Raw genomic sequence first — 25469 nt, forward strand, 5'->3', positions numbered from 1 at the left:
TGGCGATCAACCCAGCAGCGGTGCTTGTCCGATCGGCCAGCCGTTGCCGGCCGCAGGCGCCAGCATGCGGCGCGCGCGCGGTGCGCCGTCGTTGTGCCAGGCGCCGTGTTGCAGCGTGTCGGGCAGCGAGCGCACCTGCTCCATGTGGCCGCCCAGGCGTTCGTAGTCCGACAGCCGCATCGTGAACTCCAGCGGCGCGACGATCGCCGGCGTGGGCACGGTGCCGAAGCTGTTGTCGGGCATGCGCATCACATCGACCATGACCGTGATGCCGCCGCCGGGCCAGACGTAGCCCGGCGCGCCGCCCAGCGTGACGTTCACGATGGACTGCTTGATGGCCTGCGTGAGCAGCACCGGGTTCTCGCTGACGCCCGCGCGCAGGCTGCCGCCCGCGCCACCCAGGAACAGCACCGTGGTCAGCGAGGGCTCGCAGTTCTCGCCGATGCGCGCGACCACGCGCGCGACCTCTTCGGGCATGGGGCAGGGCTGCGGCACCAGTTGCGCGTCCAGCACGTACCAGGCCGCGTGCTCCCCGGTCGTGGAGACCATCAGCAGCCGCAGACCGGGCCAGGCCACACCGGCCTCGCATTCCTCGATGATGGACAACGGGTCGGCGATGTCGGTGCCGCCCCAGCCCGTGCCCGGGTTGGCCACTTGGAAATAGCGGCCGGGCGTGGACTTGCGGCCCCGCACCTTGATGCCGGCCGCGCGCATGCCCAGGCAGCGGCCGGCCTGGTGCTCGGTCAGAACGCCCGTGATGTGGTCGTCCACGACGACGACCTCGTCGCAGATGCCGAAGAACTGCCGCGCGAAGATGCCCACCGTGGCCGAGCCGCAGCCCACGCGCATGCGCTGCTCGCGCACGCCATTGACGATGGGCGCCTGGCCGGCTTGTACCGTGAGCTGGGCGCCGCCGTCGATGGTCAGTTCCACAGCGTTCTTGTTGCCCAGGGCCTGCATGGCGTCCAGCGTCACGCGGCCTTCCTTCTTGCTGCCGCCCGTGAGATGGTGCACGCCGCCCAGCGACAGCATCTGCGAGCCGTACTCCGCCGTCGTCACGTGGCCGATCACCTCGCCCTTGCAGCGCACGTTGGCCTGCTCGGGGCCGAGCCAGCGGTCGGTGTCGATCTTGAGCTTCAGGCTGCAGTAGCTGAAGATGCCCTCGGTCACGACCGTGACCATGTCCACGCCATCGGCCTCGGACGCGACGATGAAGGGCGCGGGCTTGTAGTCGGGGTAGGTGGTGGAGGCGCCGATGCCGGTCACGAAGACCTGCGGGGCGGGGGCCAGAGGCGCGGCCTCGTCGGCGTCGCGCGCCGTGAAAGGCACCAGCGGCTGCTCCGCATCCACCGTCCTTTGCAGCAGCACCACGGGATCCACGCGCACCAGCACGCCGTCCTCGTTGGCGTAGCGATCGCAGGCGCCGGTGCGGCCGCGGCCGATCTGGCACAGCACGGGGCAGGCGTTGCACTCGACCTTGTCGCTGGCCATGCGCTCGTTGCGCGGCCTGGCGCGCTCCAGGCCCTGGGGCAACAAGGCCTCCGGCATGTCGGGAAGGCCGTCGGTCTTGGTGTGCTCGTTCAACATCGTGGGGCTCCGGGTTCCGCTGCCGCGGCTTGTCGCAGCTCGGCGTTTCATGTAGCATTCACTTAACGTGAGTGCGGCAGATGCTAAACACAATTGCACGGGGCCGCAAGCATTCGGACAGGCAATAGCCATGCCGTTCGCATGCCGGAGACACCAGTGGCCGCAGCGGCATGTGAAAAAATCAGCCGTTTCACCTTTGCATCCAACCGCCCGAACGTCATGAGCGCATTCAACGAAGAGAAGGTCCTCTCCGTCCACCACTGGACAGACCGCTTGTTCAGTTTCACCACGACGCGCGACCCGTCGCTGCGCTTCTCGAACGGGCACTTCACGATGATCGGCCTGCGCGGCGACAACGGCAAACCGCTGCTGCGCGCCTACAGCATCGCCAGCGCCAACTACGAAGACCACCTCGAGTTCCTGTCGATCAAGGTGCCGGACGGCCCGCTGACTTCCAAGCTGCAGCACATCCAGGTCGGCGACTCCATCATCGTGGGCAAGAAGCCCACCGGCACGCTGGTGACCGACTACCTGCTGCCCGGCAAGCGCCTGTACCTGTTCGGCACCGGCACCGGCCTCGCACCGTTCCTGAGCATCGTGCGCGATCCGGACACGTATGACCGCTACGAGCAGGTTATCGTGGTGCATGGCGTGCGCCAGGTCGACGAGCTGGCCTACCACGACCTGCTGACCGAGCACCTGCCCGCGCACGAGGTGCTGGGCGAGCTGGTCAGCAGCAAGCTGCGCTACTACCCGACGGTCACCCGCGAGTCCTACCGCAACATGGGCCGCATCACCGACCTCATCGAGAACGGCAAGATGTGCAACGACCTGGGCCTGCCCCAGATCAATGCCGCCGAAGACCGTGTGATGCTGTGCGGCAGCCCGGCCATGCTGCGCGACCTCAAGGTCATGCTGGAGCACCGCGGCTTCAAGGAAGGCAACACCACGACGCCGGGCGACTTCGTCGTCGAGCGCGCCTTCGTCGAGCAATAAGACCGGCACCCTGCCCATGCCCCGGCCCGCCAAGACAGCCGACGGCCAGCGCAAGCCGGGGGTGCGGGAACAGGCGGTCATCGCCTCGCGCGCCAATCTGCTGCGCGCGGCCACGCGCATCTTCGCCAAGCACGGCTTCGCCGGCGGGCGCGTGGGCCAGATCTCCAAGGCGGCCAAGTCCTACGATCGCATGATCTACTACTACTTCGGTAGCAAGGAAGGTCTGTACATCGCGGTCATCGAGGACATCTACCGGCGCATGAACGAGGCCGAGGAGGCCTTGGCGCTGGACGAGCACCAGCCCGTGGAATCGCTCGAGACCGTGGTGCGCTTCGTCTGCGGCTACTACCGCAAGCATCCCGAGTTCGTCACGCTGCTCAACAACGAGAACCTGCTGCAAGGGCGCCACATCGCCAAGATGCAGTCGGCCCAGCAGTATTCCTCGCCGGCGATCTCGGTGCTGCAGCTGCTGCTCGCCGCAGGCAGCGCGCAGGGCGTGTTTCGCGACGACATCGCGGTGCAGGACGTCTACATGATGATCGCCGCGCTGGGCTACTTCCCGCAGTCCAACCGCTTCACGCTGTCCGAATTCCTGGGCCAGCGCATCGACGATCCGGCGGCGTCTGCGCGCTGGGAAGCCTTCGTCGTCGATGCCGTGCTGCGCACCGTGATGCGCGAGCCCGTGCCGCACAACGAATCCCCCAGCCCCCACGGAGAACCCCCCACATGGCAGAAGCCGCCGCCACCGCCGCCTCGGGCAAAGTCGTCATCCGCAACATCGGCCTGATGCTGTCGGGCGACATCGACCAGCCCATCCTCCAAGCCGACACCATCGTCGTCCACGACGGTCTGATCACCGCCGTCGGCAAGCTCAAGGATTGCGATGTCGATGGCGCCACCACCGTCATCGACGCCAAGCAGACCTGCGTGGCGCCCGGCCTCATCGACAGCCATGTGCATCCGGTGTTCGGCGACTGGACGCCGCGCCAGAACCAGCTCGGCTGGATCGAATCCACGCTCAACGGCGGCGTGACCACCATGATCTCGGCCGGCGAGGTGCACCTGCCGGGCCGGCCCAAGGACATCGTGGGCCTGAAGGCGCTGGCCATCACGGCGCAGCGCGCCTTCGACAACTTCCGCCCCGGCGGCGTGAAGGTGCTGGCCGGCGCGCCCGTGATCGAGAAGGGCATGGTCGAGAGCGACTTCAAGGAGCTGGCCGCCGCTGGCGTGGGCCTGCTCGGCGAGATCGGCCTGGGCTCGGTCAAGGGCGGCACCGAGGCTGCGACCATGGTGAAGTGGGCGCGCGCGGCCGGCATCCAGAGCACCATCCACACGGGCGGCCCCTCGATCCCGGGCTCCGGCCTGATCGACAAGGATGTGGTGCTCGAGGCCGATGCCGACGTGATCGGCCACATCAACGGCGGCCACACGTCGCTGCCGGAGGCCCATGTCTGCGAGCTCTGCGAAAAATCCAGCCGCGCGATCGAGATCGTGCACAACGGCAACGAAAAGGTGGCCATCGCGGCCGCGCAGATGGCGCTGCAGCTCAAGTGCCCGCACCGCGTGATCCTGGGCACCGATGGGCCGGCCGGGTCTGGTGTGCAGCCGCTGGGCATCCTGCGCATGGTGGCCATGCTCTCCAGCCTAGCCAACATTCCGGCCGAGCTGGTGTTCTGCTTCGCCACCGGCAACACGGCCAAGATCCGCAAGCTCAACTGCGGCCTCATCGAAGTCGGCCGCGCGGCCGACTTCGTGTTCATGGACCGGGCCCAGCACACGGCGGGCCGCACGCTGCTCGAAAGCGTGCAACTGGGCGACGTACCGGGCGTTGGCATGGTCATGATCGACGGCATCGTGCGCTGCGGCCGCAGCCGCAACACGCCGCCGGCGACCGAAATTCCTGTGGTTGTTTCAGGCGCGCATTGAAAACTGCGCTATACTTTATGGCTTCGCGGCTGTAGCTCAGCTGGATAGAGTACTTGGCTACGAACCAAGGGGTCGTGGGTTCGATTCCTGCCAGCCGCACCAAACCGAATGGGTCGGTCCTCACAAGGGACCGGCCCATTTTCTTTTTTGAGATTTCAAATCTTCTTCAGAGTCGCCGAAATTCGGTGTATGATCTAAGGCTTCGCGGCTGTAGCTCAGCTGGATAGAGTACTTGGCTACGAACCAAGGGGTCGTGGGTTCGATTCCTGCCAGCCGCACCAAATGGATGGGCCGGTCCTTGCAAGAGGACCGGCCCATTTTCTTTGGGCCGCGCTGTCGGTCATCGACTACAGCGGCACGGGCCTTCCGACGATGCAGCGGCGCTGCGGATGCCCCGAAGATGTGGGTTCCTTTGAACGGGAGACGCATGCTCGACACCCTTTCCCCGTCGCTCCGGTCGCGACGGCGCCTGGCCTCAGTGCCGACACCGCACCCGGTGCCGCCCGTGCCGCCGCCGGTCGGCCCGTTCGACGACGAAGATCCGGTGAACCCGGAGCCCGGCACGCCTGTGCAGGAACCGCCGGACGAGGGCGACGTGCCCACGCGCCTGCCCGGCCATCCTGGCCGGCCCGTGCATGTGCAACGCCGCCACAGCGCGCGCCATGAACACCCGGGTGCCTGAGGGCCCGGCCCATGTGGTGACGGGCGTCGAACTCGACGCCCGCGGCGAGGTGCGCCGCGTGCGCTGGTACCTGGCCGACGGCAGCGAAGTCGGCCTGGCAGCCGGCGCCGCGCCGCGCCCCTTGTCGGGGGAGAGCGTGGTCGACACGCTGGAGGTGGTGGACAAATTGCTCGAGGCCGAGCCCGTCGTCCCCCTGTTCCCGGGCCGCGGCGCCGGGGCGACGCCACAGCTCGTCAAAGTCCATGTCCAGGCCGATGGCACGGAGCGGATCGAGGTCGATCCCTCGCTGCCCGGACGCACGTTGCGCGACCTGCCCAGGCTGTAGCGCGCCGGCCGGGCGCTTGCCCTTTTGCCGCACACTAGGCCCATGAGCAAAGCCTTCACCAAGGAAAGCGACAGCGACGACGAGGACGAACTGGCGCTCCCCGCACTTCCCACCGGCGGCAAGAACTACATCACACCGCAGGGCTACGCCCGCCTGCGCAACGAGTTGCTGGACCTGATCGACAACGAACGCCCCAAAGTCGTCGAGGTCGTCCATTGGGCGGCCAGCAACGGCGACCGCTCCGAGAACGGCGATTACCTCTACGGCAAGAAGCGGCTGCGCGAAATCGACCGCCGCATCCGCTTCCTGACGCGCCGGCTGGAGATCGCCGAGGTTACCGATCCAAGCGTGCACCACGGCAGCGACCAGGTGTTCTTCGGCGCCACCGTGACCTATGCGGACGCCGACGGCGAGGAGCAGACCATCACGATCCGCGGCATCGACGAGGCCAACAGCGCGGCGGGGGAAGTGAGCTGGATCGCGCCGATCGCGCGCGCCCTGCTGCGCGCGCGCGTGGGGGACGAGGTCCGCCTGCCCACGCCCGCCGGTGTGCGCGACCTGGAGGTGCTGGAGGTGCGCTACCCGGCCCCGGCCGCAGCCTGATAGGGCGCCGGGGCGGCGCGCACGGCACGCAGCACCGCTGGCATGCGCTTCAAGTTGCGCAAGGCCGTTTCCAGGTGCGCGCGATCGCGCACGGCCACGACGAAGCGCAGGTCCGAGGCGTCCTGCGCCTCCTCCTGGCCCATGTCCATGTGCGTGATGTCGACCTCGGACGATGCCAGCGTCGCTGCCACACGGGCCAGCACGCCCTTGCCGTTGTTGACGGTCACGACGATGCCGGTCTCGAAGGTGCGCACGGGCTCGTCCGACCAGGCCACGGCGATGAAGCGCTCGCTGTCCTTGTACTGCAGACGCTTGGCGGTCGCGCAGTCGGCCGTGTGCACGAACAGGCCTTCGCCGCGGCCCAGGTAGCCGACGATCTCGTCGCCCGGCACGGGCCGGCAGCAGCGCGCGAACTGCACCGAGGCGTTCTCGCTGCCGTCGATGACCACGCCGCCCTGCGACACCGTCTCGTGCGCTGTGTAGCGCTCGCGCGTCATGAGCAGCGGATCGGTCTTCACGCCGCCGCCTTCGGTCATGAGCACCTTGAGCCGCTTGGCGACGATGCTGGCGATGCGTTTTCCGAGGCCGATGTCGGTCATGAGCTCGGCGCGCGTGCGGTTGCCCGAGAAGCGCAGCAGCTTGTCCCAGATCGGCTGGCCGTCGCTGTCGTGGTCGGGCAGGGCTTCGATGCCCTCGGCGCGCACGGCCTGGGTCAACAGCTTCTCGCCCAGGTCCTCCGACTCGGTGATGGCCCGGCTCTTGAGGTGGTGGCGGATCTTGGAGCGCGCCCGGCCCGTGCGCACGAAGCCCAGCCAGGCCGGGTTGGGCGCGGAGATGGGCGCGGTGATGACCTCGATCACGTCGCCGTTGTGCAACTCGGTGCGCAGCGGTGCCTGGTCGCCGTTGATGCGGGCCGCCACCGTGCGGTCGCCCACGTTGCTGTGGATCGCGTAGGCGAAGTCGACCACCGTGGCGCCGCGCGGCAGCGCCATGATCTGGCCCTTGGGCGTGAACACGTAGACCGCGTCGGGGAACAGATCGACCTTGACGTGGTCCCAGAACTCCGAGGCGTCGCGCGTTTCCTGCTGGATGTCCAGCAGCGACTGCAGCCACTGCGTGCCCATGCGGTCGGTGGTGGCGCTGTCGGGGTGGTTGGCCTTGTAGAGCCAGTGCGCCGCCACGCCGGATTCGGCCACCACGTGCATGGCGTCCGTGCGCATCTGGAATTCGATGTTGATGTTGGAGGGCCCCACCAGCGTGGTGTGCAGCGACTGGTAGCCGTTGGCCTTGGCGATCGCGATGTGGTCCTTGAAGCGTCCCGGCACCGGCTTGTACAGCTGGTGGAGCACGCCCAGCGCCGTGTAGCAGTCGGTCACGCTGGGCACGATCACGCGAAAGCCGTAGATGTCGTTGACCTGGGCGAACGAGAGGTGCTTGTCGTCCATCTTGCGGAAGATGGAGTAGAGCGTCTTCTCGCGCCCGGCGATGCGCACCTTCATGCCGGCATTGGCGAAGGCGGTCTCCACCTCCTGCTGCACCTTTTGCACGAGGTCGCGGCGCCGGCTGCGCGCCTTGGCCACCGCCTTGGCCAGCACGCCGTGGCGCCAGGGCATCAGGTGCTGGAAGGCCAGTTCCTGCAGCTCGCGGTAGGTCACGTTCAGGCCCAGCCGGTGGGCGATGGGCGCGTAGATGTCCAGCGTTTCCTTGGAGATGCGGCCCCACTTGCTGCGCGGCATGTCGCCCATGGTGCGCATGTTGTGGGTGCGGTCTGCCAGCTTGATCAGGATCACGCGCACGTCGCGCGCCATGGCCAGCAGCATCTTGCGGAAGGATTCGGCCTGGTTCTCCTCGCGCGTGTTGAACTGCAGCTTGTCGAGCTTGGTCAGTCCGTCCACGAGCTCGGCCACCGGCGCGCCGAAGCGCTCGATGAGCTCGGGCTTGGTCACGCCGCAGTCCTCCATCGCGTCGTGCAGCAACGCGGCCATGAGCGCCTGGGCGTCGAGCTTCCAGGCCGCGCACTGCGCGGCCACGGCGATCGGGTGCGTGATGTAGGGCTCGCCGCTGGAGCGCAGCTGGCCCAGGTGGGCCTCGTCGGCGAAGCGGTAGGCCTGGCGCACCTGCTCGATGCCCTGGGCATCCAGGTAGTCCAGGCTGGCGGTTAGGGCGGCGAAGCTGGCCGCGGCAGCGTTCGCCGCGGCAGGGGTGGCGGGCGGGGAAGCCGGGGGCGGTGTCCTGTCTGCAGTGGTGGGCAACGCGGCGTTCATGCGCTTACTGTAGCGTGCAGCCCTGCGCCGACGGGCCGCCAAACGAAAAAGGCACCGCGGTGCGGTGCCTTTTCAGCCGGGGCGGATGCCGCTCAGGTCGGCACTTTCTTGAGCATTTCCAGGCCGACCTTGCCGGCGGCGATCTCGCGCAGCGCGGTCACGCCGGGCTTGTTCTTGCTCTCGATCTTGGGGGCGTGGCCCTGGCTCAGCATGCGGGCGCGGTAGGTCGCGGCCAGCACCAGCTGGAAGCGGTTGGGGACCTGCTCGAGGCAGTCTTCGACGGTGATGCGGGCCATGGTGGACTCCAGTCCTCTTCAGAGGATGTGCAGGGATTTGAAGGTGTCGGCCCTGGCGCGCACCTGCGCCAGGTATTTGAGTCGCTGGGCATGCACGATGGTTTTCAAGTCGAAAACGGCCCGGTCGAACAACTCGTTGATTATAACGAAGTCGAAGTTTCTGGCCTGGGCCATCTCGATGGCGGCATTCTTGAGCCGCAACTCGATCACCTCGGGGGCGTCCTCGCCACGGCGTTCCAGGCGCGAACGCAGTTCCTCCCAGCTCGGCGGCAGGATGAAGATCAGCACCGCGTTGGCGAAGGTCTTCTTGATCTGCATGGCGCCCTGGAAGTCGATCTCGAGGATCACGTCGGCGCCCTGGGCGATGCGGTCCTCGATCGCCTTCTTGGAGGTGCCATAACGGCGGCCGTGCACATGCGCCCATTCGACGAAGCCGTTGGCAGCCACCATGGCGTCGAAATCGGCATCGGGCACGAAGAAGTATTCGCGGCCGTGCTTTTCCTGGCCGCGCGGCGCACGTGTGGTGTGCGAGACCGAGGGCTGGATCTGCGCGTCGAGCTCCAGCAGCGCCTTGACCAGGCTGGACTTGCCGGCCCCACTCGGGGCTGCGACGACGATCAGGTTGCCGGGATAGTCCATGGCGAACGGGAGCTGAAAAGGCGCCAGAGTTTAGCAGCGCGTCCTACAGCGGGCATGTGAGCTGCAGGTCGGCCGTGGCATGGGCCACGCAGGGCAGGATCCAGCCCTCGCGCTTCTCGTCCAGCGACAGGCCGGGCCAGGCGATGCGGTAGGCCACGCTGCCGGCGTCCATCAAGCAGATGCAGCTGCGGCAGGTGCCGTTGCGGCAGGAGCTTTCCATGGCGATGCCGGCCCGCTCGGCTGCGAGCAGCACCGGCAGGTCGGGCGGCGCCTCGAATTGCACAGGGTCCGCGCCGGGCCGCTGCAGTCGCACGGTGAAGGTGGCAGACATGGGCCGGGAGTGTAGGGCGCGGCTTGCAGCGACAATGGAAGGCTTTTCTGTCTGTTCACGCCCCATGTCGTTCTACGAAGTCCGTCCCGCCGAGAAGCGCGACGCCCAAGCCATCGTCGATGTCCACGCCGCTGCCACGCAGGCAGCCTATGCCGGCATCGTGCCGCAAGAGCTGCTGAACGCCCAGCCGGTCGCCAAGCGGCTGCAGCAGTGGCGCGAGGCGATCGAGTTCGGCGACCCGCAGGTCTACGTGGCCCGGCTGGAGGGCAAGGTGGTGGGCTTCGTCGCCTTCGACCGCTCGCGCGACAAGGGCACCAAGCCCACCGTGGGCGAGGTCTGGGCGATCCACGTGCTGCCCGAACACTGGGGCAAGGGCGCCGGCCTGGCGCTGTGGGACGCCGCGCGCGAGGGCTTGGGCGACGAGGGCTGCACGAGCGTGACCGTCTGGGTCCCGCTGCGCAACGAGCGCGCGCTGCGCTTCTTCGATCTCGCCGGCTTCAAGCGCGAGCTCAACACGGCGCGCACCACGCCCTTCGGCGACATCCGCATCGAGGAGATGCGGCTCAAGCGCGCCGTCGATTGAGCGCCTAAGTTCCGACCCACCCGCCGTCCGCGCGGCGGATCGCCAGGGTCGCCGAGCGCGGCCGGCCGCCATCCGGCCAGGTCGAGTACTTCGTGACTTCGCCCGGTGCGCTGCGGTCCGATGGCGGCTCGCCCGGGTGCTGGATGTTCACGAACAGCGTGCGGCCGTCCGGCGCCATGGTGGCGCCCGTGATCTCGCAGTTCACGGGCCCGGTCAAAAAGCGCCGCACCTCGCCCGTGGCCGGATCGCAGGCCAGCATCTGGTTGTTGCCCAGCGCCTGCATCTCGCCACGGCGCATCTCGCCGGCCGCCGCGTCGGTCTGGATCCAGAGCAGGCCGCGCGCGTCCAGCAGCAGGCCGTCGGGGCAGGCGAACAGGTCACCGCGGATGTCACCGCGCGCCTCGGGCCGCGCGTTGGCCGGGTCGCCGGCCAGCAGCAGGTGGTCCCAGCGCATCCGCGTGGCGTCGAAATCGCCGTCCTCCTGCCAGCGGATGACCTGGCCCATCACGTTGTTGGCGCGCGGGTTGGCCGCGTCCACGCCGGGCTGGCCCGGGGCGCCGCGCGCGCTGTTGTTGGTCAGCGTGCAATACACGACGCGCTGCGCTTGGTCGATGGCCAGCCATTCGGGCCGGTCCATGCGCGTGGCGCCCAGCAGGTCCGCGGCCTGCCGCGTCTTGACCAGCACCGCGCCCTGGTCGGCGAACCCGGCCGCGGCCGTGAGCGGCCCCTCTCCGTGCACGAGCGGCAGCCAGCGGCCCGTGCCGTCGGCGTCGAAACGGGCGACGTACAGCGTGCCGTGGTCCAGCAGCGCCCGGTTGGCCTGGGCCGCGCTCAGGCCGGCCGAGGCCGGCGCGATGCGGTCCCGGCTCACGAACTTGTAGATGTACTCGAAGCGCGCGTCCTCGCCCGAGTAGACGACGGCGCGGCCGTCCCGGGTGGTCGCCACCCAGGCGCCCTCGTGCGCGCCACGGCCCAGGGCCGTGCGCTTGACGGGCGCGGCGTTCGGGTCCATCGGGTCGACTTCCACGATCCAGCCGAAGCGGTGGAACTCGTTGGGATGCTGGCCTGCGTCGAAGCGCGCGTCGTGTTCTGGCCAGCGGAAGAAGGCCTGCTCCGTCATGCCCCAGCGCCGCTGGTCGGCGTCGCGCTCGCGGCTGCCCGCGAAGTAGAAGCGGAAGTTCTCCTCGCCCGCAAGGTAGGTGCCCCACGGCGTGGTGCTGCCGGCGCAGTTGTTGAGCGTGCCGCGCACCGTGCGGCCGGACGGGTCGGCGGCGGTGCGCAGCAGGGCGTGGCCGGCGGCCGGGCCCGCCACGGTGCAGGGCGTGTCGGCCGTGATGCGGCGCGCGAAGCGGCTGGGCCGTTGCAGCTGCCAGCGGCCACCCTCGAGCGCGACCTCGACCACCGACAGCCCATGCGCGGCCTGCGACTTGCGCACCTTCTCGGCCGTCCAGGGCGCCATGCCGCCCGGGTGCAGCATGCCGTCGTCGGTGTACTCGTGGTTGATGACCAGGAGCCCGCGCCCTGCGCCGTCCAGCGCGAAATAGCCCATGCCGTCATGGTGCATGCCCAGTTGCAGCGCCTGCTCCGCGGCGCTGTTCGAGAGGTCGTCGCGGAAGGCCGGCATGGCGCCCGCCACGCCCACCGGCTCGCCCCAGCGGGCCAGCACCTGGGCCACGTAGCCGGGCGGCACCACCACGCGATCGGCGGCCGAGGCCGGGATGCCTTCGAAGCCGATGCGCCCGCCGGCGCGACCGGAGGGCGTGGCGCAGCCCGCCAGCGGCGCCAGCAACGCGGCCGTGGCCGCGCCCAGGCCGCCCTGCAGCCAGCGCCGCCGCGCCGGGTCGGACACCGCGTCCAGGGCCGGATTGCCCGAGCGGTTGCTGTGTTCCATGCGGCTGAAGTCCTTGGCCATCGTGTTCCTGCTGGTTCCTGCCCCTGTGGCATGCTGCGCGTCCGATTGTCACGCGCCCCCGTCCCGCCCGATGTCTCCGCCCCCTTCCGATTCCGGCCGCAGCCCGCTTGGCGAGGCCGCCATCTGGCGCGCCGTGCAGCTGATCGAGGAGGAGGGCCGGCTCGAGGACGGCCAGGCCATGCGCCAGGCCTTCAGCGCCCGGCCCGACGGCGCCGGCCGCGTGCTGCAGCGCGCCTGGCTGCTCGGCGAGCGCCTGGGTCTGCAGCGTGAATGGCGGCGCTGGCGTCAGCTGGGCGGCGCGGTGCTGCTGCTGCTGGTGCTCGGCGTGGTCGGCAGCGCCTGGGCGCTGGCGCGCGCCGTGCTGGGCGATGCGCGCGAGATCAACGTGGTCGCCGCTTTCGTGTCCGTGCTGGGCCTGCACACGGTGACGCTGCTGCTGTGGCTGGCCAGCCTGGTGCTGCCCTGGCGATCGGCCGCCGGTGGGGCGCTGGGCCGCTGGGCGCTGCAGCTCACGGCCCGGTTGCCGCTGGACCGCGGGCCGCATGCCGTGCAGCTGGCGCGCGCCACCACCGACGTGCTGGCCCGCGCCCGGCTGGCGCCCTGGGTCTTCGGCGGCATCAGCCATGCCGTCTGGTCGCTGGCCTTCGTGCTGCTGCTGGCCGCGCTGGCCCTGGGCCTGTCGCTGCGGGCCTACCGGCTGACCTGGGAGACCACGCTGCTGACGCCCGACTTCTTCGTCCGCTTCGTCCAGGCCACGGGCTGGCTGCCGCAACAGCTGGGTTTTGCCATGCCGGATACCGCCACGCTGCTGCAGCCTGCGCTGGCCGGTGCCGACGCGCAGCGTGCCTGGGCCTGGTGGCTGCTGGGCTGCGTGGCCGTCTACGGCCTGGCCGTGCGCCTGCTGTGCACGCTGTGGTGCTGGGCCGCCTGGCGGCGCGGCCAGGGCCGGCTGGCGCTGGACCTGGCCGACCCCGGCGTGCGCGCGCTGCTGTCGCGCTTCGAGGCCATGGAGCCCGTGCGGATCGTCGATGCCGAGCAGCCCGGCGCCATGCCGGCCACGGCGCCCGCAGCACCGGTGGCCGATGCCGGCACGCGGCTGCTGCTGGGCTTCGAGCTGCCGCCCGAGGCGCCCTGGCCGCCGTTCGCGCCGCCTGCCGCCGTGCAGGTGCAGCGCATGGACGGCAGCCAGCGCGAGCGTGCCGAGCTGCTGCAGCGCCTGACCGCCGCGCCGGCGCACCGCCTGCTGGTGGCCTGCCACGCAGCGTCCAGCCCCGACCGCGGCACCGAGCGCTTCCTGCGCGAAGCCTGCAGCGCGAGCGCCGCCTGTGCGGTGCTGCTGGGCGGCGCGCGGCAGGAGGCCGACACGGCGCGCTGGCGCGACTGGCTGCAGCGCAGCGGCCTCGTGCAGCTCACGGTACTGAGTGAACCCGAGGCCGCGCGGGCCTGGCTGGAGGCGCCATGAAGCTGCCCATCCCCGGCATGCAGACGGTCGACGAGGCCTTGGCCATCGCCGTGGTGGGCCACACCAATGCGGGCAAGACCTCGCTGCTGCGCACCCTCACACGCAAACGCCACTTCGGCGAGGTGTCGGACCGGCCCGGCACCACGCGCCACGTGGAGGTCGTGGAACTGCGCATCGGTGGCCGGCCCGCGCTGCGCTTCTTCGACACGCCGGGCCTGGAAGACTCCGTCGCGTTGTGGGACCACCTGCAAGGCGCCGGGAACGATGCCGGCATGGACCGCCCGGCGCGCGTGCGCGCCTTCCTGCAGGGCCCGGAGGCGCGCGGCAGCTTCGAGCAGGAGGCCAAGGTGCTGCGCAAGATGCTGGAGGTGGACGCGGCCTTCTACGTGATCGACAGCCGCGAGCCCGTGCTGCCCAAGCACCGGGCCGAGATCGAGATCCTGAACTCCTGTGCGCGCCCCGTCATGCCGGTGCTCAACTTCGTGCGCGACCCCGCCAGCCGCCTGGCCGACTGGCAGGCCGTGCTGGCCGGCGGCGGATTGCACGCACAGGTGCGCTTCGACGCGGTGGCGCCCTTCGTCGGCGCCGAGCAGCACCTCTACCAGGACCTGGCCACGCTGCTGCCGGGCCAGCGCGCGCGGCTGCAGCAGGTCGGCCAGCACCTGCACCAGGAAGCCAGCGGCCGGCGCGACGCGGCCAGCCGCGCCATTGCCGACGTGCTGCTGCGGCTGGCAGCGCTGCGCCGCGCCATCGGCGAGGTGGTCTACGCCGAGCCGGCCGCGCGCGCCCGCGCCGAGCAGGACTTCCAGCAGCTGGCGCTCGCGCTCGTACGCGGCTGCGCCGACCAGTTGCTCGAGATCCAGGGCTTTGCCGAGGACGACGCGCGGCTCGCCACGCTGCCCTGGCAGGACGGCCGCTGGGACAACGACCTGTTCCACCCCGAGGCCCTGCGCCAGGCCGGCCGCCGGCTCGGCATGGGTGCGGCCGTGGGCGCCTCGGTCGGCGTGATCGCCGACCTGGCCGTGGGTGGCCTCTCGCTGGGCGCCGGTGCGGCACTGGGCGGTGCACTGGGCAGCATCGTCTCGCAGGGCTGGCGCCAGATCGGCGGCAAGCTGCTGAACCAGCTCAACGGCGTGCGCGAGCTCACGCTGGACAACGCCTTGCTGTTCCTCGTCGCGCTGCAGCTCGTGGGCCTGGCGCGTCAGCTCGACCGGCGCGGCCATGCGGCGCTGGCCCGGCTCGAGCAGGACGCCGCGCCCGACGCGGCACTCGACGCGCCGCTGCGCCGCGTCGTGCAGGCCGTGCAGCCGGCGCGCAGCCGGCCGGATTGGGAGAAGCCCGGCGGCAGCTCGGACCGGCGCCGGCGCGTGCAGGACGAGACCGCGGCCTTGCTGCGCCCCCTGCTGGAGCCGACGGACTGACGCGGCCTGCGCTGTCGCGCGCCCGTCACCGGCTCGCGCACAATGGTCCGGTCATCCACTCCGCACCAGCCCCATGGCCTCCAGCCTGCTCGCACTGCTCGACGACATCGCCTCCATCCTCGACGACGTCTCGGTCCTGAGCAAGGTCGCGGCCAAGAAGACGGCCGGCGTGCTCGGGGACGACCTGGCGCTCAACGCCCAGCAGGTCACGGGCGTCAAGGCCGACCGCGAACTCCCCGTGGTCTGGGCCGTGGCCAAGGGCTCCATGCTCAACAAGGCCATCCTGGTGCCGGCCGCGCTGGCCATCAGCGCGTTCGCACCCTGGGCCGTCACGCCGCTGTTGATGCTGGGCGGCGCCTTCCTGTGCTACGAGGGCTTCGAGAAGCTGGCCCACAAGTTCCTGCACCGCCCGGAAGAAGACGCGGCGCACGCGGCCCAGCACAAGCAGGCCGTGGCCGACCCCGGCGTCGACCTCGTGGTGCTGGAGAAGGACAAGATCAAGGGCGCCGTGCGCACCGACTTCATCCTGTCGGCCGAGATCATCGCGATCACGCTGGGCACGGTGCAGCAGAGCCCGTTCCTGACCCAGCTGGTGGTGCTGGCCGGCATTGCCGTGGTCATGACCATCGGGGTCTACGGCCTGGTCGCCGGCATCGTGCGGCTCGACGACGCGGGCCTGCACCTGAGCCGCCTGGGCGGCGCGCGCGCCGCGCTGGGCCGTGCCATCCTGGCGGCGGCGCCCTGGCTCATGAAGGGCTTGTCGGTGGTCGGCACGGCTGCCATGTTCCTGGTCGGCGGCGGCATCCTCACGCACGGCGTCTCGGTGCTGCACCACGGCATCGAAGAGATGGCGCACGCCACGGCGATCTGGCCGGGCGGTCCGTTCTGGGAAGCGATCACGCCGGCCCTCGCGAACGCGGGCGTCGGCATCGTGGCCGGGGGCGTGGTGCTGGCGGCCGTCACGCTCGTGAAAAAGCTGCGCGGCCAGCCGGCGTCTTCCTAGCCCGGCAGCGCAAGCCGGCCTGGGCTGTGCCGGCGTCCGCCGTGGCGTTCACAGGGCTGCGTGGACGAGCCGGCCCAGCGTGGCCAGGGCGGCCTCGCTGCGCGCGTTCCAGGCATGGCCGTAGTTGAGCCGGATGCAGTGCGCGAACGCGCGGCTCGGCGAGAAGATCGGCCCCGGCGCGATGCTGATGCCCTGGGCCAGCGCCTGGCGGTGCAGCGCGAGCGCATCGACCTGCGGCGGCAGTTCCACCCACAGGAAGTAGCCGCCCGCGGGCCGCGTGGCGCGCGTGCCGGGCGGGAAATGCCGGCCCAGCGCCTGCATGAACTGCGCCTGCTGCGTCGCCAGGGTCTGGCGCAGCTTGCGCAGGTGCTTGTCGAAGCCGCCGCGTTCCAGGTAGCGCGCCAGCGCCAGCTGCGTAGGAACGGCCGTGGCCAGCGTGGACATCAGCTTGGCGCGCGCCACCGCCCGGGCGTAGCGTCCCGGCGCGGCCCAGCCGATGCGCCAGCCCGGCGCCAGCGACTTGGAGAACGAGGAACAGTGCAGCACCAGGCCCTGATCGTCGAAGGCCTTGGCCGGCGGCGGGCGCTTGTCGCCGAAGTAGAGCTCGGCGTAGACGTCGTCCTCGATCAGCGGCAGCTGGTGGCGGGCCAGCAGCTCCACCAGCGCGCGCTTGCGCGGCTCGGGCATCAGGCTGCCCAGCGGGTTCTGGAAGTTGCTCATGAGCCAGCAGGCCTTGGGCCGGTGGCGCGCGATGGCCTGCTCCAGCGCCGCCAGGTCCATGCCTTCGCGTGGATGCGTCGGCACTTCGACCGCCGACAGGCCCTGCCGCTCGAGTGCCTGCAGCGCGCCGTAGAAGGCCGGCGCCTCCACGAGCACCGTGTCGCCGGGCTGCGTGAGGACCGACAGGCACAGGTTCAGCGCCTCCAGCGCGCCATTGGTGACGACGATGTCGTCGCCCGACAGGGGTATGCCGGCCGCCAGGTAGCGCAGCGCGATCTGCCGGCGCAGCGCGGCATTGCCGGGCGTGAGGTCGTCCACCGTGCTCCACGGGTCCAGCGTCTGCGCGCTGGCGGCCAGCAACTGGCCCAGCCGCGCCAGCGGAAACAGCAGCGGGCTCGGGAAGGCCGAGCCGAAGGGCACGACCTCGCGCGTCATGCTCGCGTCGAGGATCTCGAACACCAGCGCGCTGACGTCCACGGGCACCGAGCCTTCCTGCGGCTGCGAAGCCGCCTCGGGTTCGGGCGGCACCTCTTGCGCGTGCGTCGCATGCGGCGCCACGTAGTAGCCCGAGCGCTCGCGCGCCTGCACCAGGCCGCGCGCCTCGAGCAGGTAATAGGCCTGGAACACCGTGGACGGGCTCACGCCACGGCTGGCGCTGGTGTGGCGCACCGAAGCCAGCCGGTCGCCCGGGCGCAGCACGCCGGCGCGGATGGATTGCGCGATGTCGTGGGCCAGGGCTTCGTAGCGCTTCATGGGGCGGCGGCATTGTCCTGCATCTGATCCGGTCTCCTGCGGCGCAACTGGTGGTGTTCGGCCCGTCCCGCATGCACTAGCATCGCCGCCCCATGCTCTACGCCATCGCCACCCTGTTCCTGTTGCAAGCGCTGGGCGACGCCCTGGTGCGCCTGGCCGGCTGGCCGCTGCCGGGCTCGGTGGTCGGCATGCTGGCCCTGTTCGGCGGCCTGCTGGTGCTGCGCCGGGTGCCGGCCGGGCTGGACCAGGGCGCCCGTGCCCTGCTGCCGCACATGATGCTGCTGTTCATCCCCTCGGTGACCGGGGTGATGCTGCACTTCGAACGCGTGGCGCGCGAGTGGCGGCCGTTCCTCGTGGCCAGCGTGGCCGGGGCGGTGCTCACGCTGGTCGTCACGGCGCTGGTGCTCCAGTGGTTGCTGCGCCGGCAGGCGGCGGCATGACGGCGGCATGACGGCGGCCTGGAGCGCCCTGGCCGGCTCGCCGGTCTGGTGGCTGGCGCTGACCGTGCTGGTCTATGCCGGCACGCTGGCGCTGTACCGGCGCAGCGGCGCGCACCCCGCGCTGATCCCGGTGCTGACCTCGGTGCTGGTGCTGGTCGGCCTGCTGCTGGCCAGCGGCACGCCCTATGCCGACTACGCGCGCGGCACCCAGCCGCTCACGTTGCTGATCGGCCCGGCCACCGTGTTGCTGGCCGTGCCGCTGTTCCACCAGTGGCCGCGCGTGCGCGCGATCTGGCGGCCGCTGGCGATCGCGCTGCTCGTGGGCTCGAGCACGGCGATCGTCTCGGCCGTGGGCATCGCCTGGGCGCTGGGCGGCTCCTGGGAGACGCTGGCCTCGCTGGCGCCCAAGTCGGCCACCATGCCGATCGCCATGCCGGTGGCCGAGCGCATGGGCGGGCTCACGGCGCTGGCGGCCGTGGCCGTGGCGCTCACCGGCATCGCCGGCACCATGGTGTCGCAGCCGCTGCTGCGCTGGCTCGGCGCGGACCAGGACCCGGTCGTGCGCGGCGTGGCGCTGGGCCTCACCGCGCACGCCATCGGCATGGCGCGCGAACTGCAGCTCCATCCGGTCGCCGGCGCGTTCGCGGCCCTGGCCATGGGCCTGAACGGCATCCTGACCAGCCTGCTCGTGCCCTGGCTGCTGGCGTTTCGCTGAGTCTGCTCCGGTTGGGGGCGGCGCAACTGCTGCTGTCTGCCGATGCCGGACTGCGGCATAGTCCGGCCATGAACAAGTTGCTGCGCACCGTGCGCGCCGTGCTCTGGAGCCTGATCGGCCTGGGCGGCCGCCAATCCGAGGCCGAGAAGCGCACCGAGCAGGTGGGCTTTCTGCCACTCGTGCTCGTGGCCTTCGTGATCGTCGTGTTGCTGGTCGTGGGCCTGGTGGCGCTGGCCCGCTTCGCCGCGGGCGCATAGGCCGTCGGGCCCGGCGCAGGCCTGCGGGAAGCTGTGCCGAATCTGTCTTCGTTGTGTTCCTGAAGGAATGGCGTAACCGCCCCATTCCAGGGGATTGCCTGGCTTCGCTGTTATATTCTTGGAAACACAGCGAAACCATCTCCGACCCTCTTTCCTTTCAGGTGCCCTGCATGCGGATCGTCGCCATCGCTTCCCTGCTGTCCGCCCTGGCCTGGCCCGCCGCATCCTGGGCCCAGCAGATCACCGTGTCCGCCGCCGCCAGCCTCTCCGACGCGTTCAAGGAACTGGCACCCCGGTTCGAGGCCGCCAAGCCCGGCACCACGGTGCGCTTCAACTTCGCCGCCTCGGGTGTCCTGCTCCAGCAGATCCGCCAGGGCGCGCCGGTGGACGTGTTCGCCAGCGCCGACCAGGAGACCATGGACCGCGCCGACGCGCAAAAGCGCATCGACGCGGCTTCGCGCAGGAACTTCGTGACCAACAGCCTGGTGCTGATCGAACCAGCCCAGGGCGGCACGGGCATCACCGGCCTGGCGGACCTCAACCGCCCGGCCGTCAGAAAGATCGCCGTGGGCAAGACGGCCACCGTGCCCGTGGGCCGCTACACCAAGGAGGTGCTGGACGCCATCAGCCTGTGGAAGGTGCTGGAGCCCAAGTTCGTGCAGGCCGACAGCGCGCGCCAGGTGCTGGACTACGTGAGCCGCGGCGAGGTCGAGGCCGGCTTCGTCTACCGCACGGACGCGACCGTCGCCGGCAACAAGGTCAAGGTGGTGGCCTCGCCGCAGGGCGCGACGCCCGTGTCCTACCCGATCGCGGTGGTGGCCGACAGCCCGCACAAGGCCGCGGCGGCCGATTTCATCGCCTTCGTGCGGTCGGAGCCCGGCCAGCAGGTGCTGGCGCGCCACGGCTTCGGCAAGCCGTAGCCCGCGCGTTCACACCGCGCCGTGCGCCTCGACGTACAGCGCGTACAGCGAGTGGCTGCTGGCCATGTAGAGCCGGTTGCGCTTGGGTCCGCCAAACTCCAGGTTGGCGCAGCGCTCGGGCAGGCGGATGAAGCCGATCGGCTTGCCGTCCTTGTTGAAGACCTTCACGCCGTCCATCTCCTCGGACTTGCCCAGCGGCAGGTGCGCCTTCATGCCGCCGCCGATGTCGGTCGCCTCGGCCGCGAAGGCGCCCGTGAAGCCCCAGCCGCACCACAGGTTGCCGTCGCGGTCCACGCGCAATCCGTCGAAGGCGCCCGGGCCGCCCGCGTCGATGAGCTTGGTCTTGTTCGACAGGCTGTTGTCGGCCCCCACGTCGTAGCGCCAGACGCTGCGGTTGGGCGTGCCGCGCCACTCGACCACGTACAGGTGCTTCTCGTCGGGCGAGAAGGCCAGGCCGTTGGGGTTCAGGATGTCGGTGATCACGGCCGCGATCTGGCCGTTCTGGATGCGGTAGACGTTGGTCGTGGCCTGCTCGGGCTTGGCGCGCGAGCCTTCCCATTCGCCGTTGATGCCGAAGGTCGGGTCGGTGAACCAGATGCTGTCGTCGGACTTCACCACGATGTCGTTGGGCGCGTTCAGGCGCTTGCCTTCGAAGTTGTCGGCCAGCACCGTCATGCTGCCGTCCTTTTCGGTGCGCACCACGCGGCGCGTGACCGAATGCTCGCAGCTCAGGAGCCGGCCCTGGCGGTCGCGCGTGTTGCCGTTGGCGTAGTTCACGTTCTCCTTGTGGACCGAGAACCGGCCCGTCTTCTCCTCGTACTTCATGAGCCGGTTGTTCGGGATGTCCGACAGGATCAGCGTGCCGGTCTCGGGGAAGTAGGCCGGGCCCTCGGCCCAGCGCATGCCGCTGCCCAGCTGCTCGATGGTGCTGCTGTAGATGCGGTACTTGGCGAAGCTCGGGTCCAGGATGAAGACGTTGGGATCGGGGTAGCGCTGGGCCGGCCTGAAGTCGAAGGACTGGGCCCCGGCCAGGCCGGCGGCTGCGCCGAGGGCCGTGCCGGCGGCGGTTTTCAGGAAGCGTCTGCGGCTGTCTTGCTGCATCGGGAAAGGTCTCCTTTGGTTGTGAAAATTCTTCTTCAGTAGCCGCTGCCGGGTTGGGCGGGGGCCTGGGCGCGCATGGCGGCGACGGTCTGCTGCGCGCCGGCCGCCATGAGCCGCGCATCGGAGCCCACCGTCAGGAACTGGAAGCCCAGGGCCTGGCGTTCCAGCGCCACGCGTGGGCTGCCGTTGTGGATGCCGGCCACCAGGCCATGCGCCTTGGCGCGCGCCAGGATGTGCTCGATGGCCTGCTGCGCGGTGGGGTCCACGTCGTCGAACACGGGCCGGCAGCCCAGCGACAGCGACAGGTCGGACGGGCCGATGTAGACCGCGTCCAGGCCTTCGACGGACAGGATGGCGTCCACGTTGTCCAGCGCCTGCGCGGTCTCGATCATCGCGAAGCGCACGACGAAGTCGTTGGCCTCTTCGGGGTAATCGGCGCCGTGCACGAGCAGCGCACGGATCGGCCCGAAGCTGCGCGTGCCGCGCGGCGCGTAGCTGGTCCAGGCCACGAGTTTTTGTGCGTCCTCGCGCGTGTTGACCATGGGGCAGATCACGGCCGCGGCGCCGGCGTCCAGCGTCTTCATGAGGATGCCGGGTTCCAGCCAGGGCACGCGCACGACCGGCACCGTCTCGGTCGTCTGGATGGCCTGCAGCATGGGCAGCATGGCCTGGTAGTCCACCACGCCGTGCTGGAGGTCGATGGTCAGGCTGTCCCAACCCTGGTGGGCCATGGTCTCGGCCGAGAAGCTGTTCGGGATGGCCAGCCAGCCGTTGACGGCGGCGCCGCCGGACTGCCACAGGGTGCGCAAGCGGTTGGGTGTCATGTCGTCTCCTTGGTTGTGCCGCGTGCCGGGTGGGGGAGGGCGATCAGTCCGGTGCCACCGGGTGGTGGGCCATGAGTTCGAGCGCCTTGACCAGGGCCGAATGGTCCAGCTGGTCCCAGCCCTGGGCCGCACAGGTCTGCATGAGCTGGGCCGCGCTGGCGGTCTGCGGCAGCGCCACGCCCATGGACTTGGCGCCGGCCAGCGCCAGACCCAGATCCTTCTGGTGCAGGCCGATGCGAAAGCCCGGGTTGAAGGTGCGCTTGATCATGCGCTCGCCGTGCACCTCGAGGATGCGGCTGGACGCGAAGCCGCCCATCAGCGCCTGGCGCACCTTGGCCGGGTCGGCGCCGGCCTTGCTCGCGAACAGCAGGGCCTCGCCCACGGCCGCGATGTTCAGCGCCACGATGATCTGGTTGGCCACCTTGGTGGTCTGGCCCGCACCGACCGCGCCCACATGGGTGATGTTCTTGCCCATCTTCTCGAACAGCGGCTGGGCGCGGGCGAAGGCCGCCTCGCTGCCGCCGACCATGATGGTCAGGCTGGCGGCCTTGGCGCCGACCTCGCCGCCGGAGACCGGCGCGTCCACGTAGTCGCAGCCCAGGGCTTCGATCTTGGCGGCGAAGGCCTTGGTCTCGATCGGCGAGATCGAGCTCATGTCGATGACCAGCTTGCCCTTGGACAGGCCCTCGGCCACGCCGTTCTCGCCGAACAGCACGGCCTGCACGTCGGGCGTGTCGGGCAGCATCAAGATGACGACGTCGGAAGCCTGCGCAACCTCCTTGGCCGTGGCCACACCCTTGGCGCTGCTGGCCGCGATGTCGGCATTGGTCTTGCTGCGCTTGACGTAGGTGAGTTCGTGCCCGGCGTTGATGAGGTGCAGGGCCATGGGCGCGCCCATGATGCCCAGGCCGATGAATCCGATCTTCATGGTGTCTCTCCTTGTTTCAGGTCACGGGTGCGGGGTTGAACAGCACCAAGGCGTTGTGCAGCTTCCACTGCTCGGCCCAGGTTTTCTTGCGGCCGCTGGCCACGTCCAGCATGAGCTGGAACATCTCCCAGCCCACCTCGGCAATGGTCTTCTCGCCGGTCGCGATGGTGCCGGCGTTGACGTCCATGAGGTCGTGCCAGCGCCGCGCCAGGTCGTCGCGCGTGGCCACCTTGATCACGGGCACCTCGGCCAGGCCGTAGGGCGTGCCGCGGCCGGTCGTGAACACGTGCAGGTTCATGCCGGCGGCCAGCTGCAGCGTGCCGCAGATGAAGTCCGATGCTGGCGTGGCGGCGTAGATCAGGCCTTTCTGCTTGAGCTTCTCGCCCGGCGAGATCACGCCCGTGATGGGCGCGCTGCCGCTCTTGACGATGGAGCCCATGGCCTTCTCGACGATATTGGACAGGCCGCCCTTCTTGTTGCCCGGCGTGGTGTTGGCGCTGCGGTCCACACGGCCCTTGTCCAGGTAGGCGTCGTACCAGGCCATCTCGCGGACCATGGCCTCGGCCACTTCGGGCGTGCTGGCGCGCGAGGTCAGCTGGTCGATGCCGTCGCGCACCTCGGTCACCTCGCTGAACATCACGGTGGCGCCCGCGCGCACCAAGAGGTCGGTGCAGTAGCCCACGGCCGGGTTGGCGGTCACGCCGCTGAAGGCATCGCTGCCGCCGCACTGCACGCCGACCACGAGTTCGCTGGCCGGCACGGTCTCGCGCCGGCGCGCATTCAGGCGCTCCAGGTGCTCCTCGGCCTGGCGCATGATGGACTGCACCATGGACATGAAGCCCACGTGGGCATCGTCCTGCAGGCAGACCACGTCGAGCTTGGCCTCGGCCGTGTCGCCCACGTCGGCGACGTTGCGTTCGTCCACGATGGGAATCGAACCCGGAGGGAGAAGCCGCTCGGGCTGCAGCTTCTCGCAGCCCAGGCTCACCACCATCACCTCGCCGCCGAAGTTCGGGTTCAGGCTGATGTTGCGCAGCGTGCGGATCGGCACGATGGCGTCCGGCGCGTCGATGGCCACGCCGCAGCCGTAGGTGTGCTCCAGCGCCACCACGTCGTCCACGTTGGGGTACCGCGGCAGCAGCTCGGCCTTGATGCGCTGCACCGCGAAGTCGGTCACGCCGGCCACGCACTGCACGGTCTGCGTGATGGCCAGGATGTTGCGCGTGCCGACCGAGCCGTCCGGGTTGCGGTAGCCCTCGAAGGTGTAGCCCTCCAGCGGCGGTGGGGGTTCGGGCTTGACGGTGGCGATGGGCAGGCCTTCCAGCGCGCGCGCCTCGGGCATGGTCAGCAGACGCTCGTGCACCCAGCTGCCGCGCGGCAGCGGCTTGTTGGCGTAGCCGATGGTCGCGTTGTAGCGGCGCACGGCCCCGCCCTCGGGGATGTCGACCAGCGCGACCTTGTGCGCCTGCGGCACCTTGTCGACCAGGGTCAGGCCGTCGGGAAACACCGTGCCGGCCGGCAGGCCGCCGTCGTTGGCCACGATGGCCACGTTGTCGGCCGGGTGCATGGTGATGTAAAGAGGCGTGCTCATCGTGGTGTGCTCGTTGTTCAGGCGCGTTGACCGATCTCCGCCGTTTCGCGCGTCCAGGCGCGCGCCTGCTCGCTCAGCGAGAGGCCCAGGCCCGGCCGCGTCGGCACCAGCATACGGCCGTCCCGGATTTCCAGGCGCTCGTTGAACAGCGGCTCCAGCCAGTCGAAGTGCTCGACCCAGGGCTCGGTGGCGTAGACCGCGCCCAGGTGCACGTGCAGCTCCATCGCGAAATGCGGGCCCAAGCTCAGGCCGGCATGCTCGGCCAGCGCGGCGATCTTGAGGAAGGGCGTGATGCCGCCCACGCGCGGCGCGTCGGGCATCAGGTAGTCGGCCGCGCGGTGGCGGATCAGGTCGTAGTGCTCCGACAGGCTGGTCAGCATCTCGCCCGTGGCGATCGGCGTGTCGAAGGTGGCGGCCAGCGCGGCGTGGCCTTCGTGGTCGTAGGCGTCCAGCGGCTCCTCGATCCAGACCAGGTTGTACTGCTCGAAGATGCGGCACATGCGCTGGGCCGTGGGCCGGTCCCATTGCTGGTTGGCGTCCACCATCAGCGGCACCTGGTCGCCCAGGTGCTTGCGCACGGCCTCCACGCGGGCGATGTCGATCTTGCCGTCGGGCTGGCCGACCTTGAGCTTGATGCCGCCGATGCCGCGTGCGATCGAGGCCGCGGCGTTCACCTTGAGCTGGTCGATCGGCGTGTGCAGGAAGCCGCCCGAGGTGTTGTAGCAGCGCACCGAGTCGCGCTGCGAACCCAGCAGCTTGGAAAGCGACAGCCCGGCGCGGCGCGCCTTGAGGTCGTACAGCGCCACGTCGAAGGCGCCGTAGGCCTGCACGGCCAGGCCGCTGCGGCCGACCGAGGCGCCGGCCCAGCACAGCTTGGTCCAGAGCTTGGCGATGTCGCTGGGGTCTTCGCCGATCAGCGCGGGCGCGACCTCCTTGGCGTGCGCGAACTGGCCGGGGCCGCCGGCGCGCTTGGAATAGGAGAAGCCCAGGCCCTTGTGCCCGTCTTTCGTTTCGATTTCGGCGAACAGCATTGCGATCTCGGTCATGGGCTTCTGGCGCCCGGTCAGCACCTTGGCATCGCTGATCGGGTTGGCCAGCGGCAGGTAGCAGGAGGAGAGACGGATGTGGGCGATGCTGTCGTGTGTCATGGCGGTGTTCAAAGTACAGCGGCGGTTGCAAGCCGCGGTTCA

At 70.0% G+C, this 25469-nt stretch carries 26 protein-coding genes and 2 tRNA genes; 16 read left to right on the forward strand and 12 right to left on the reverse strand.

What is annotated here, in order from left to right:
- Window positions 1-6: 6 nt before the first annotated feature.
- Window positions 7-1584: a 6-hydroxynicotinate reductase gene (locus tag IE209_RS00995; RefSeq protein ID WP_189685479.1), complete on the reverse strand. Its 1578-nt coding sequence runs from the start codon at window positions 1582-1584 to the stop codon at window positions 7-9.
- A gap of 222 nt (window positions 1585-1806) precedes the next feature.
- Here IE209_RS00995 and IE209_RS01000 point away from each other — a divergent pair, with 222 nt between their 5' ends.
- The 8 genes from IE209_RS01000 to greB all read left to right on the forward strand — a co-directional run bounded on the left by IE209_RS01000 (window position 1807) and on the right by greB (window position 6119).
- A complete protein-coding gene (locus IE209_RS01000; protein WP_145544903.1) occupies window positions 1807-2583 on the forward strand; it encodes a ferredoxin--NADP reductase in 777 nt (258 codons plus the stop codon).
- 16 nt (window positions 2584-2599) lie between these two features.
- The gene (locus IE209_RS01005) at window positions 2600-3370 is read left to right on the forward strand and encodes a TetR/AcrR family transcriptional regulator (protein ID WP_189685168.1); all 771 of its coding nucleotides are present in this window, start codon (window positions 2600-2602) and stop codon (window positions 3368-3370) included.
- Window positions 3310-4509 (forward strand): amidohydrolase family protein, encoded by a 1200-nt coding sequence (locus IE209_RS01010; RefSeq protein ID WP_189685169.1) that lies wholly within the window; start codon window positions 3310-3312, stop codon window positions 4507-4509. The genes IE209_RS01005 and IE209_RS01010 overlap by 61 nt, the downstream gene beginning before the upstream one ends.
- A gap of 25 nt (window positions 4510-4534) precedes the next feature.
- Window positions 4535-4611 (forward strand) — tRNA-Arg (locus IE209_RS01015).
- 102 nt (window positions 4612-4713) lie between these two features.
- Window positions 4714-4790: transfer RNA gene (locus tag IE209_RS01020), tRNA-Arg, on the forward strand.
- 197 nt (window positions 4791-4987) lie between these two features.
- Entirely contained in the window at window positions 4988-5191 is a 204-nt protein-coding gene (locus IE209_RS01025; RefSeq protein ID WP_114466572.1) for a hypothetical protein, read from the forward strand.
- Window positions 5184-5516: a hypothetical protein gene (locus IE209_RS01030; protein ID WP_189685170.1), complete on the forward strand. Its 333-nt coding sequence runs from the start codon at window positions 5184-5186 to the stop codon at window positions 5514-5516. The genes IE209_RS01025 and IE209_RS01030 overlap by 8 nt, the downstream gene beginning before the upstream one ends.
- Before the next feature lie 42 nt (window positions 5517-5558).
- The gene (gene greB / locus IE209_RS01035; protein ID WP_189685171.1) at window positions 5559-6119 is read left to right on the forward strand and encodes a transcription elongation factor GreB; all 561 of its coding nucleotides are present in this window, start codon (window positions 5559-5561) and stop codon (window positions 6117-6119) included.
- On the opposite strand, the gene IE209_RS01040 is transcribed toward greB, so the two are convergent.
- The 4 genes from IE209_RS01040 to IE209_RS01055 form a co-directional block, all read right to left on the reverse strand.
- The gene (locus IE209_RS01040) at window positions 6095-8383 is read right to left on the reverse strand and encodes a RelA/SpoT family protein (protein ID WP_189685172.1); all 2289 of its coding nucleotides are present in this window, start codon (window positions 8381-8383) and stop codon (window positions 6095-6097) included. The two genes, greB and IE209_RS01040, sit on opposite strands and share 25 nt — an antisense overlap.
- A 92-nt stretch (window positions 8384-8475) precedes the next feature.
- A complete protein-coding gene (gene rpoZ / locus IE209_RS01045; RefSeq protein ID WP_145544909.1) occupies window positions 8476-8679 on the reverse strand; it encodes a DNA-directed RNA polymerase subunit omega in 204 nt (67 codons plus the stop codon).
- Window positions 8680-8697: 18 nt separating this feature from the next.
- Complete coding sequence (gene gmk, locus IE209_RS01050; RefSeq protein WP_189685173.1) at window positions 8698-9318, reverse strand: guanylate kinase; 621 nt, start codon at window positions 9316-9318, stop codon at window positions 8698-8700.
- A 43-nt stretch (window positions 9319-9361) separates the two neighbouring features.
- Complete coding sequence (locus IE209_RS01055; protein WP_189685174.1) at window positions 9362-9649, reverse strand: 2Fe-2S iron-sulfur cluster-binding protein; 288 nt, start codon at window positions 9647-9649, stop codon at window positions 9362-9364.
- Window positions 9650-9713: 64 nt separating this feature from the next.
- On the opposite strand from IE209_RS01055, the gene IE209_RS01060 reads away from it, so the two are divergent.
- Window positions 9714-10232: a GNAT family N-acetyltransferase gene (locus IE209_RS01060; protein WP_189685175.1), complete on the forward strand. Its 519-nt coding sequence runs from the start codon at window positions 9714-9716 to the stop codon at window positions 10230-10232.
- Between the two features lie 4 nt (window positions 10233-10236).
- Here the strand turns inward: IE209_RS01060 and IE209_RS01065 are convergent, their stop codons facing one another.
- A complete protein-coding gene (locus tag IE209_RS01065) occupies window positions 10237-12144 on the reverse strand; it encodes a PhoX family protein (RefSeq protein ID WP_189685176.1) in 1908 nt (635 codons plus the stop codon).
- Between the two features lie 70 nt (window positions 12145-12214).
- Here IE209_RS01065 and IE209_RS01070 point away from each other — a divergent pair, with 70 nt between their 5' ends.
- From IE209_RS01070 to IE209_RS01080, 3 genes are all read left to right on the forward strand, one after another.
- Window positions 12215-13606 carry a DUF2868 domain-containing protein gene (locus IE209_RS01070; protein WP_189685177.1) on the forward strand — a complete coding sequence of 464 codons (1392 nt, stop codon included), beginning with the start codon at window positions 12215-12217 and terminating at the stop codon, window positions 13604-13606.
- Window positions 13603-15027 carry a GTPase/DUF3482 domain-containing protein gene (locus tag IE209_RS01075; protein WP_229882633.1) on the forward strand — a complete coding sequence of 475 codons (1425 nt, stop codon included), beginning with the start codon at window positions 13603-13605 and terminating at the stop codon, window positions 15025-15027. Before IE209_RS01070 ends, IE209_RS01075 begins: the two co-directional genes overlap by 4 nt.
- Before the next feature lie 73 nt (window positions 15028-15100).
- Complete coding sequence (locus IE209_RS01080; RefSeq protein ID WP_189685178.1) at window positions 15101-16030, forward strand: DUF808 domain-containing protein; 930 nt, start codon at window positions 15101-15103, stop codon at window positions 16028-16030.
- Between the two features lie 48 nt (window positions 16031-16078).
- Here IE209_RS01080 and IE209_RS01085 read toward each other — a convergent pair whose 3' ends face one another.
- Window positions 16079-17503, reverse strand: a complete 1425-nt coding sequence (locus IE209_RS01085; protein WP_189685179.1) for an aminotransferase-like domain-containing protein — start codon at window positions 17501-17503, stop codon at window positions 16079-16081.
- A gap of 92 nt (window positions 17504-17595) precedes the next feature.
- On the opposite strand from IE209_RS01085, the gene IE209_RS01090 reads away from it, so the two are divergent.
- From IE209_RS01090 to modA, 4 genes are all read left to right on the forward strand, one after another.
- Window positions 17596-17943 carry a CidA/LrgA family protein gene (locus IE209_RS01090; RefSeq protein WP_189685180.1) on the forward strand — a complete coding sequence of 116 codons (348 nt, stop codon included), beginning with the start codon at window positions 17596-17598 and terminating at the stop codon, window positions 17941-17943.
- A 7-nt stretch (window positions 17944-17950) separates the two neighbouring features.
- On the forward strand, window positions 17951-18658 hold the full coding sequence (locus IE209_RS01095; RefSeq protein WP_189685181.1) for an LrgB family protein: 708 nt from the start codon (window positions 17951-17953) through the stop codon (window positions 18656-18658).
- A gap of 68 nt (window positions 18659-18726) precedes the next feature.
- Window positions 18727-18915, forward strand: coding sequence for a DUF2970 domain-containing protein (locus IE209_RS01100; protein WP_145545208.1), 189 nt, complete (start codon window positions 18727-18729; stop codon window positions 18913-18915).
- 170 nt (window positions 18916-19085) lie between these two features.
- On the forward strand, window positions 19086-19835 hold the full coding sequence (modA, locus tag IE209_RS01105; protein WP_189685182.1) for a molybdate ABC transporter substrate-binding protein: 750 nt from the start codon (window positions 19086-19088) through the stop codon (window positions 19833-19835).
- A 9-nt stretch (window positions 19836-19844) separates the two neighbouring features.
- Here the strand turns inward: modA and IE209_RS01110 are convergent, their stop codons facing one another.
- The 5 genes from IE209_RS01110 to IE209_RS01130 are packed head-to-tail and all read right to left on the reverse strand — an operon-like array spanning window position 19845 to window position 25427.
- Window positions 19845-20936, reverse strand: a complete 1092-nt coding sequence (locus IE209_RS01110) for an SMP-30/gluconolactonase/LRE family protein (protein WP_189685183.1) — start codon at window positions 20934-20936, stop codon at window positions 19845-19847.
- Between the two features lie 35 nt (window positions 20937-20971).
- Window positions 20972-21760: an HpcH/HpaI aldolase family protein gene (locus IE209_RS01115; RefSeq protein ID WP_189685184.1), complete on the reverse strand. Its 789-nt coding sequence runs from the start codon at window positions 21758-21760 to the stop codon at window positions 20972-20974.
- Window positions 21761-21803: 43 nt separating this feature from the next.
- Window positions 21804-22688, reverse strand: a complete 885-nt coding sequence (locus tag IE209_RS01120) for a 2-hydroxy-3-oxopropionate reductase (protein WP_189685185.1) — start codon at window positions 22686-22688, stop codon at window positions 21804-21806.
- Window positions 22689-22704: 16 nt separating this feature from the next.
- On the reverse strand, window positions 22705-24279 hold the full coding sequence (gene garD, locus IE209_RS01125) for a galactarate dehydratase (RefSeq protein WP_189685186.1): 1575 nt from the start codon (window positions 24277-24279) through the stop codon (window positions 22705-22707).
- Between the two features lie 17 nt (window positions 24280-24296).
- Window positions 24297-25427: an L-talarate/galactarate dehydratase gene (locus IE209_RS01130; RefSeq protein WP_189685187.1), complete on the reverse strand. Its 1131-nt coding sequence runs from the start codon at window positions 25425-25427 to the stop codon at window positions 24297-24299.
- Between the last annotated feature and the right edge of the window lie 42 nt (window positions 25428-25469).

It is taken from the genome of Pseudorhodoferax aquiterrae (assembly GCF_014652235.1).
Taxonomy (GTDB): Bacteria; Pseudomonadota; Gammaproteobacteria; order Burkholderiales; family Burkholderiaceae_C; genus Pseudorhodoferax; species Pseudorhodoferax aquiterrae.

What these genes read in the sequence shown, in the direction of transcription:
- IE209_RS01070 (WP_189685177.1), top strand. Translation starts at nt 12,215, where the DNA reads ATGTCTCCGCCCCCTTCCGATTCCGGCCGCAGCCCGCTTGGCGAGGCC.
- IE209_RS01120 (WP_189685185.1), bottom strand. Translation starts at nt 22,688, where the DNA reads ATGAAGATCGGATTCATCGGCCTGGGCATCATGGGCGCGCCCATGGCC.
- IE209_RS01115 (WP_189685184.1), bottom strand. Translation starts at nt 21,760, where the DNA reads ATGACACCCAACCGCTTGCGCACCCTGTGGCAGTCCGGCGGCGCCGCC.
- IE209_RS01085 (WP_189685179.1), bottom strand. Translation starts at nt 17,503, where the DNA reads ATGAAGCGCTACGAAGCCCTGGCCCACGACATCGCGCAATCCATCCGC.
- garD (WP_189685186.1), bottom strand. Translation starts at nt 24,279, where the DNA reads ATGAGCACGCCTCTTTACATCACCATGCACCCGGCCGACAACGTGGCC.
- gmk (WP_189685173.1), bottom strand. Translation starts at nt 9,318, where the DNA reads ATGGACTATCCCGGCAACCTGATCGTCGTCGCAGCCCCGAGTGGGGCC.
- rpoZ (WP_145544909.1), bottom strand. Translation starts at nt 8,679, where the DNA reads ATGGCCCGCATCACCGTCGAAGACTGCCTCGAGCAGGTCCCCAACCGC.
- IE209_RS01005 (WP_189685168.1), top strand. Translation starts at nt 2,600, where the DNA reads ATGCCCCGGCCCGCCAAGACAGCCGACGGCCAGCGCAAGCCGGGGGTG.
- IE209_RS01065 (WP_189685176.1), bottom strand. Translation starts at nt 12,144, where the DNA reads ATGGCCAAGGACTTCAGCCGCATGGAACACAGCAACCGCTCGGGCAAT.
- modA (WP_189685182.1), top strand. Translation starts at nt 19,086, where the DNA reads ATGCGGATCGTCGCCATCGCTTCCCTGCTGTCCGCCCTGGCCTGGCCC.
- IE209_RS01060 (WP_189685175.1), top strand. Translation starts at nt 9,714, where the DNA reads ATGTCGTTCTACGAAGTCCGTCCCGCCGAGAAGCGCGACGCCCAAGCC.
- IE209_RS01040 (WP_189685172.1), bottom strand. Translation starts at nt 8,383, where the DNA reads ATGAACGCCGCGTTGCCCACCACTGCAGACAGGACACCGCCCCCGGCT.
- IE209_RS01080 (WP_189685178.1), top strand. Translation starts at nt 15,101, where the DNA reads ATGGCCTCCAGCCTGCTCGCACTGCTCGACGACATCGCCTCCATCCTC.
- IE209_RS01090 (WP_189685180.1), top strand. Translation starts at nt 17,596, where the DNA reads ATGCTCTACGCCATCGCCACCCTGTTCCTGTTGCAAGCGCTGGGCGAC.
- IE209_RS01110 (WP_189685183.1), bottom strand. Translation starts at nt 20,936, where the DNA reads ATGCAGCAAGACAGCCGCAGACGCTTCCTGAAAACCGCCGCCGGCACG.
- IE209_RS01100 (WP_145545208.1), top strand. Translation starts at nt 18,727, where the DNA reads ATGAACAAGTTGCTGCGCACCGTGCGCGCCGTGCTCTGGAGCCTGATC.
- IE209_RS01000 (WP_145544903.1), top strand. Translation starts at nt 1,807, where the DNA reads ATGAGCGCATTCAACGAAGAGAAGGTCCTCTCCGTCCACCACTGGACA.
- IE209_RS01055 (WP_189685174.1), bottom strand. Translation starts at nt 9,649, where the DNA reads ATGTCTGCCACCTTCACCGTGCGACTGCAGCGGCCCGGCGCGGACCCT.
- IE209_RS01075 (WP_229882633.1), top strand. Translation starts at nt 13,603, where the DNA reads ATGAAGCTGCCCATCCCCGGCATGCAGACGGTCGACGAGGCCTTGGCC.
- IE209_RS01010 (WP_189685169.1), top strand. Translation starts at nt 3,310, where the DNA reads ATGGCAGAAGCCGCCGCCACCGCCGCCTCGGGCAAAGTCGTCATCCGC.
- greB (WP_189685171.1), top strand. Translation starts at nt 5,559, where the DNA reads ATGAGCAAAGCCTTCACCAAGGAAAGCGACAGCGACGACGAGGACGAA.
- IE209_RS01130 (WP_189685187.1), bottom strand. Translation starts at nt 25,427, where the DNA reads ATGACACACGACAGCATCGCCCACATCCGTCTCTCCTCCTGCTACCTG.
- IE209_RS01095 (WP_189685181.1), top strand. Translation starts at nt 17,951, where the DNA reads ATGACGGCGGCCTGGAGCGCCCTGGCCGGCTCGCCGGTCTGGTGGCTG.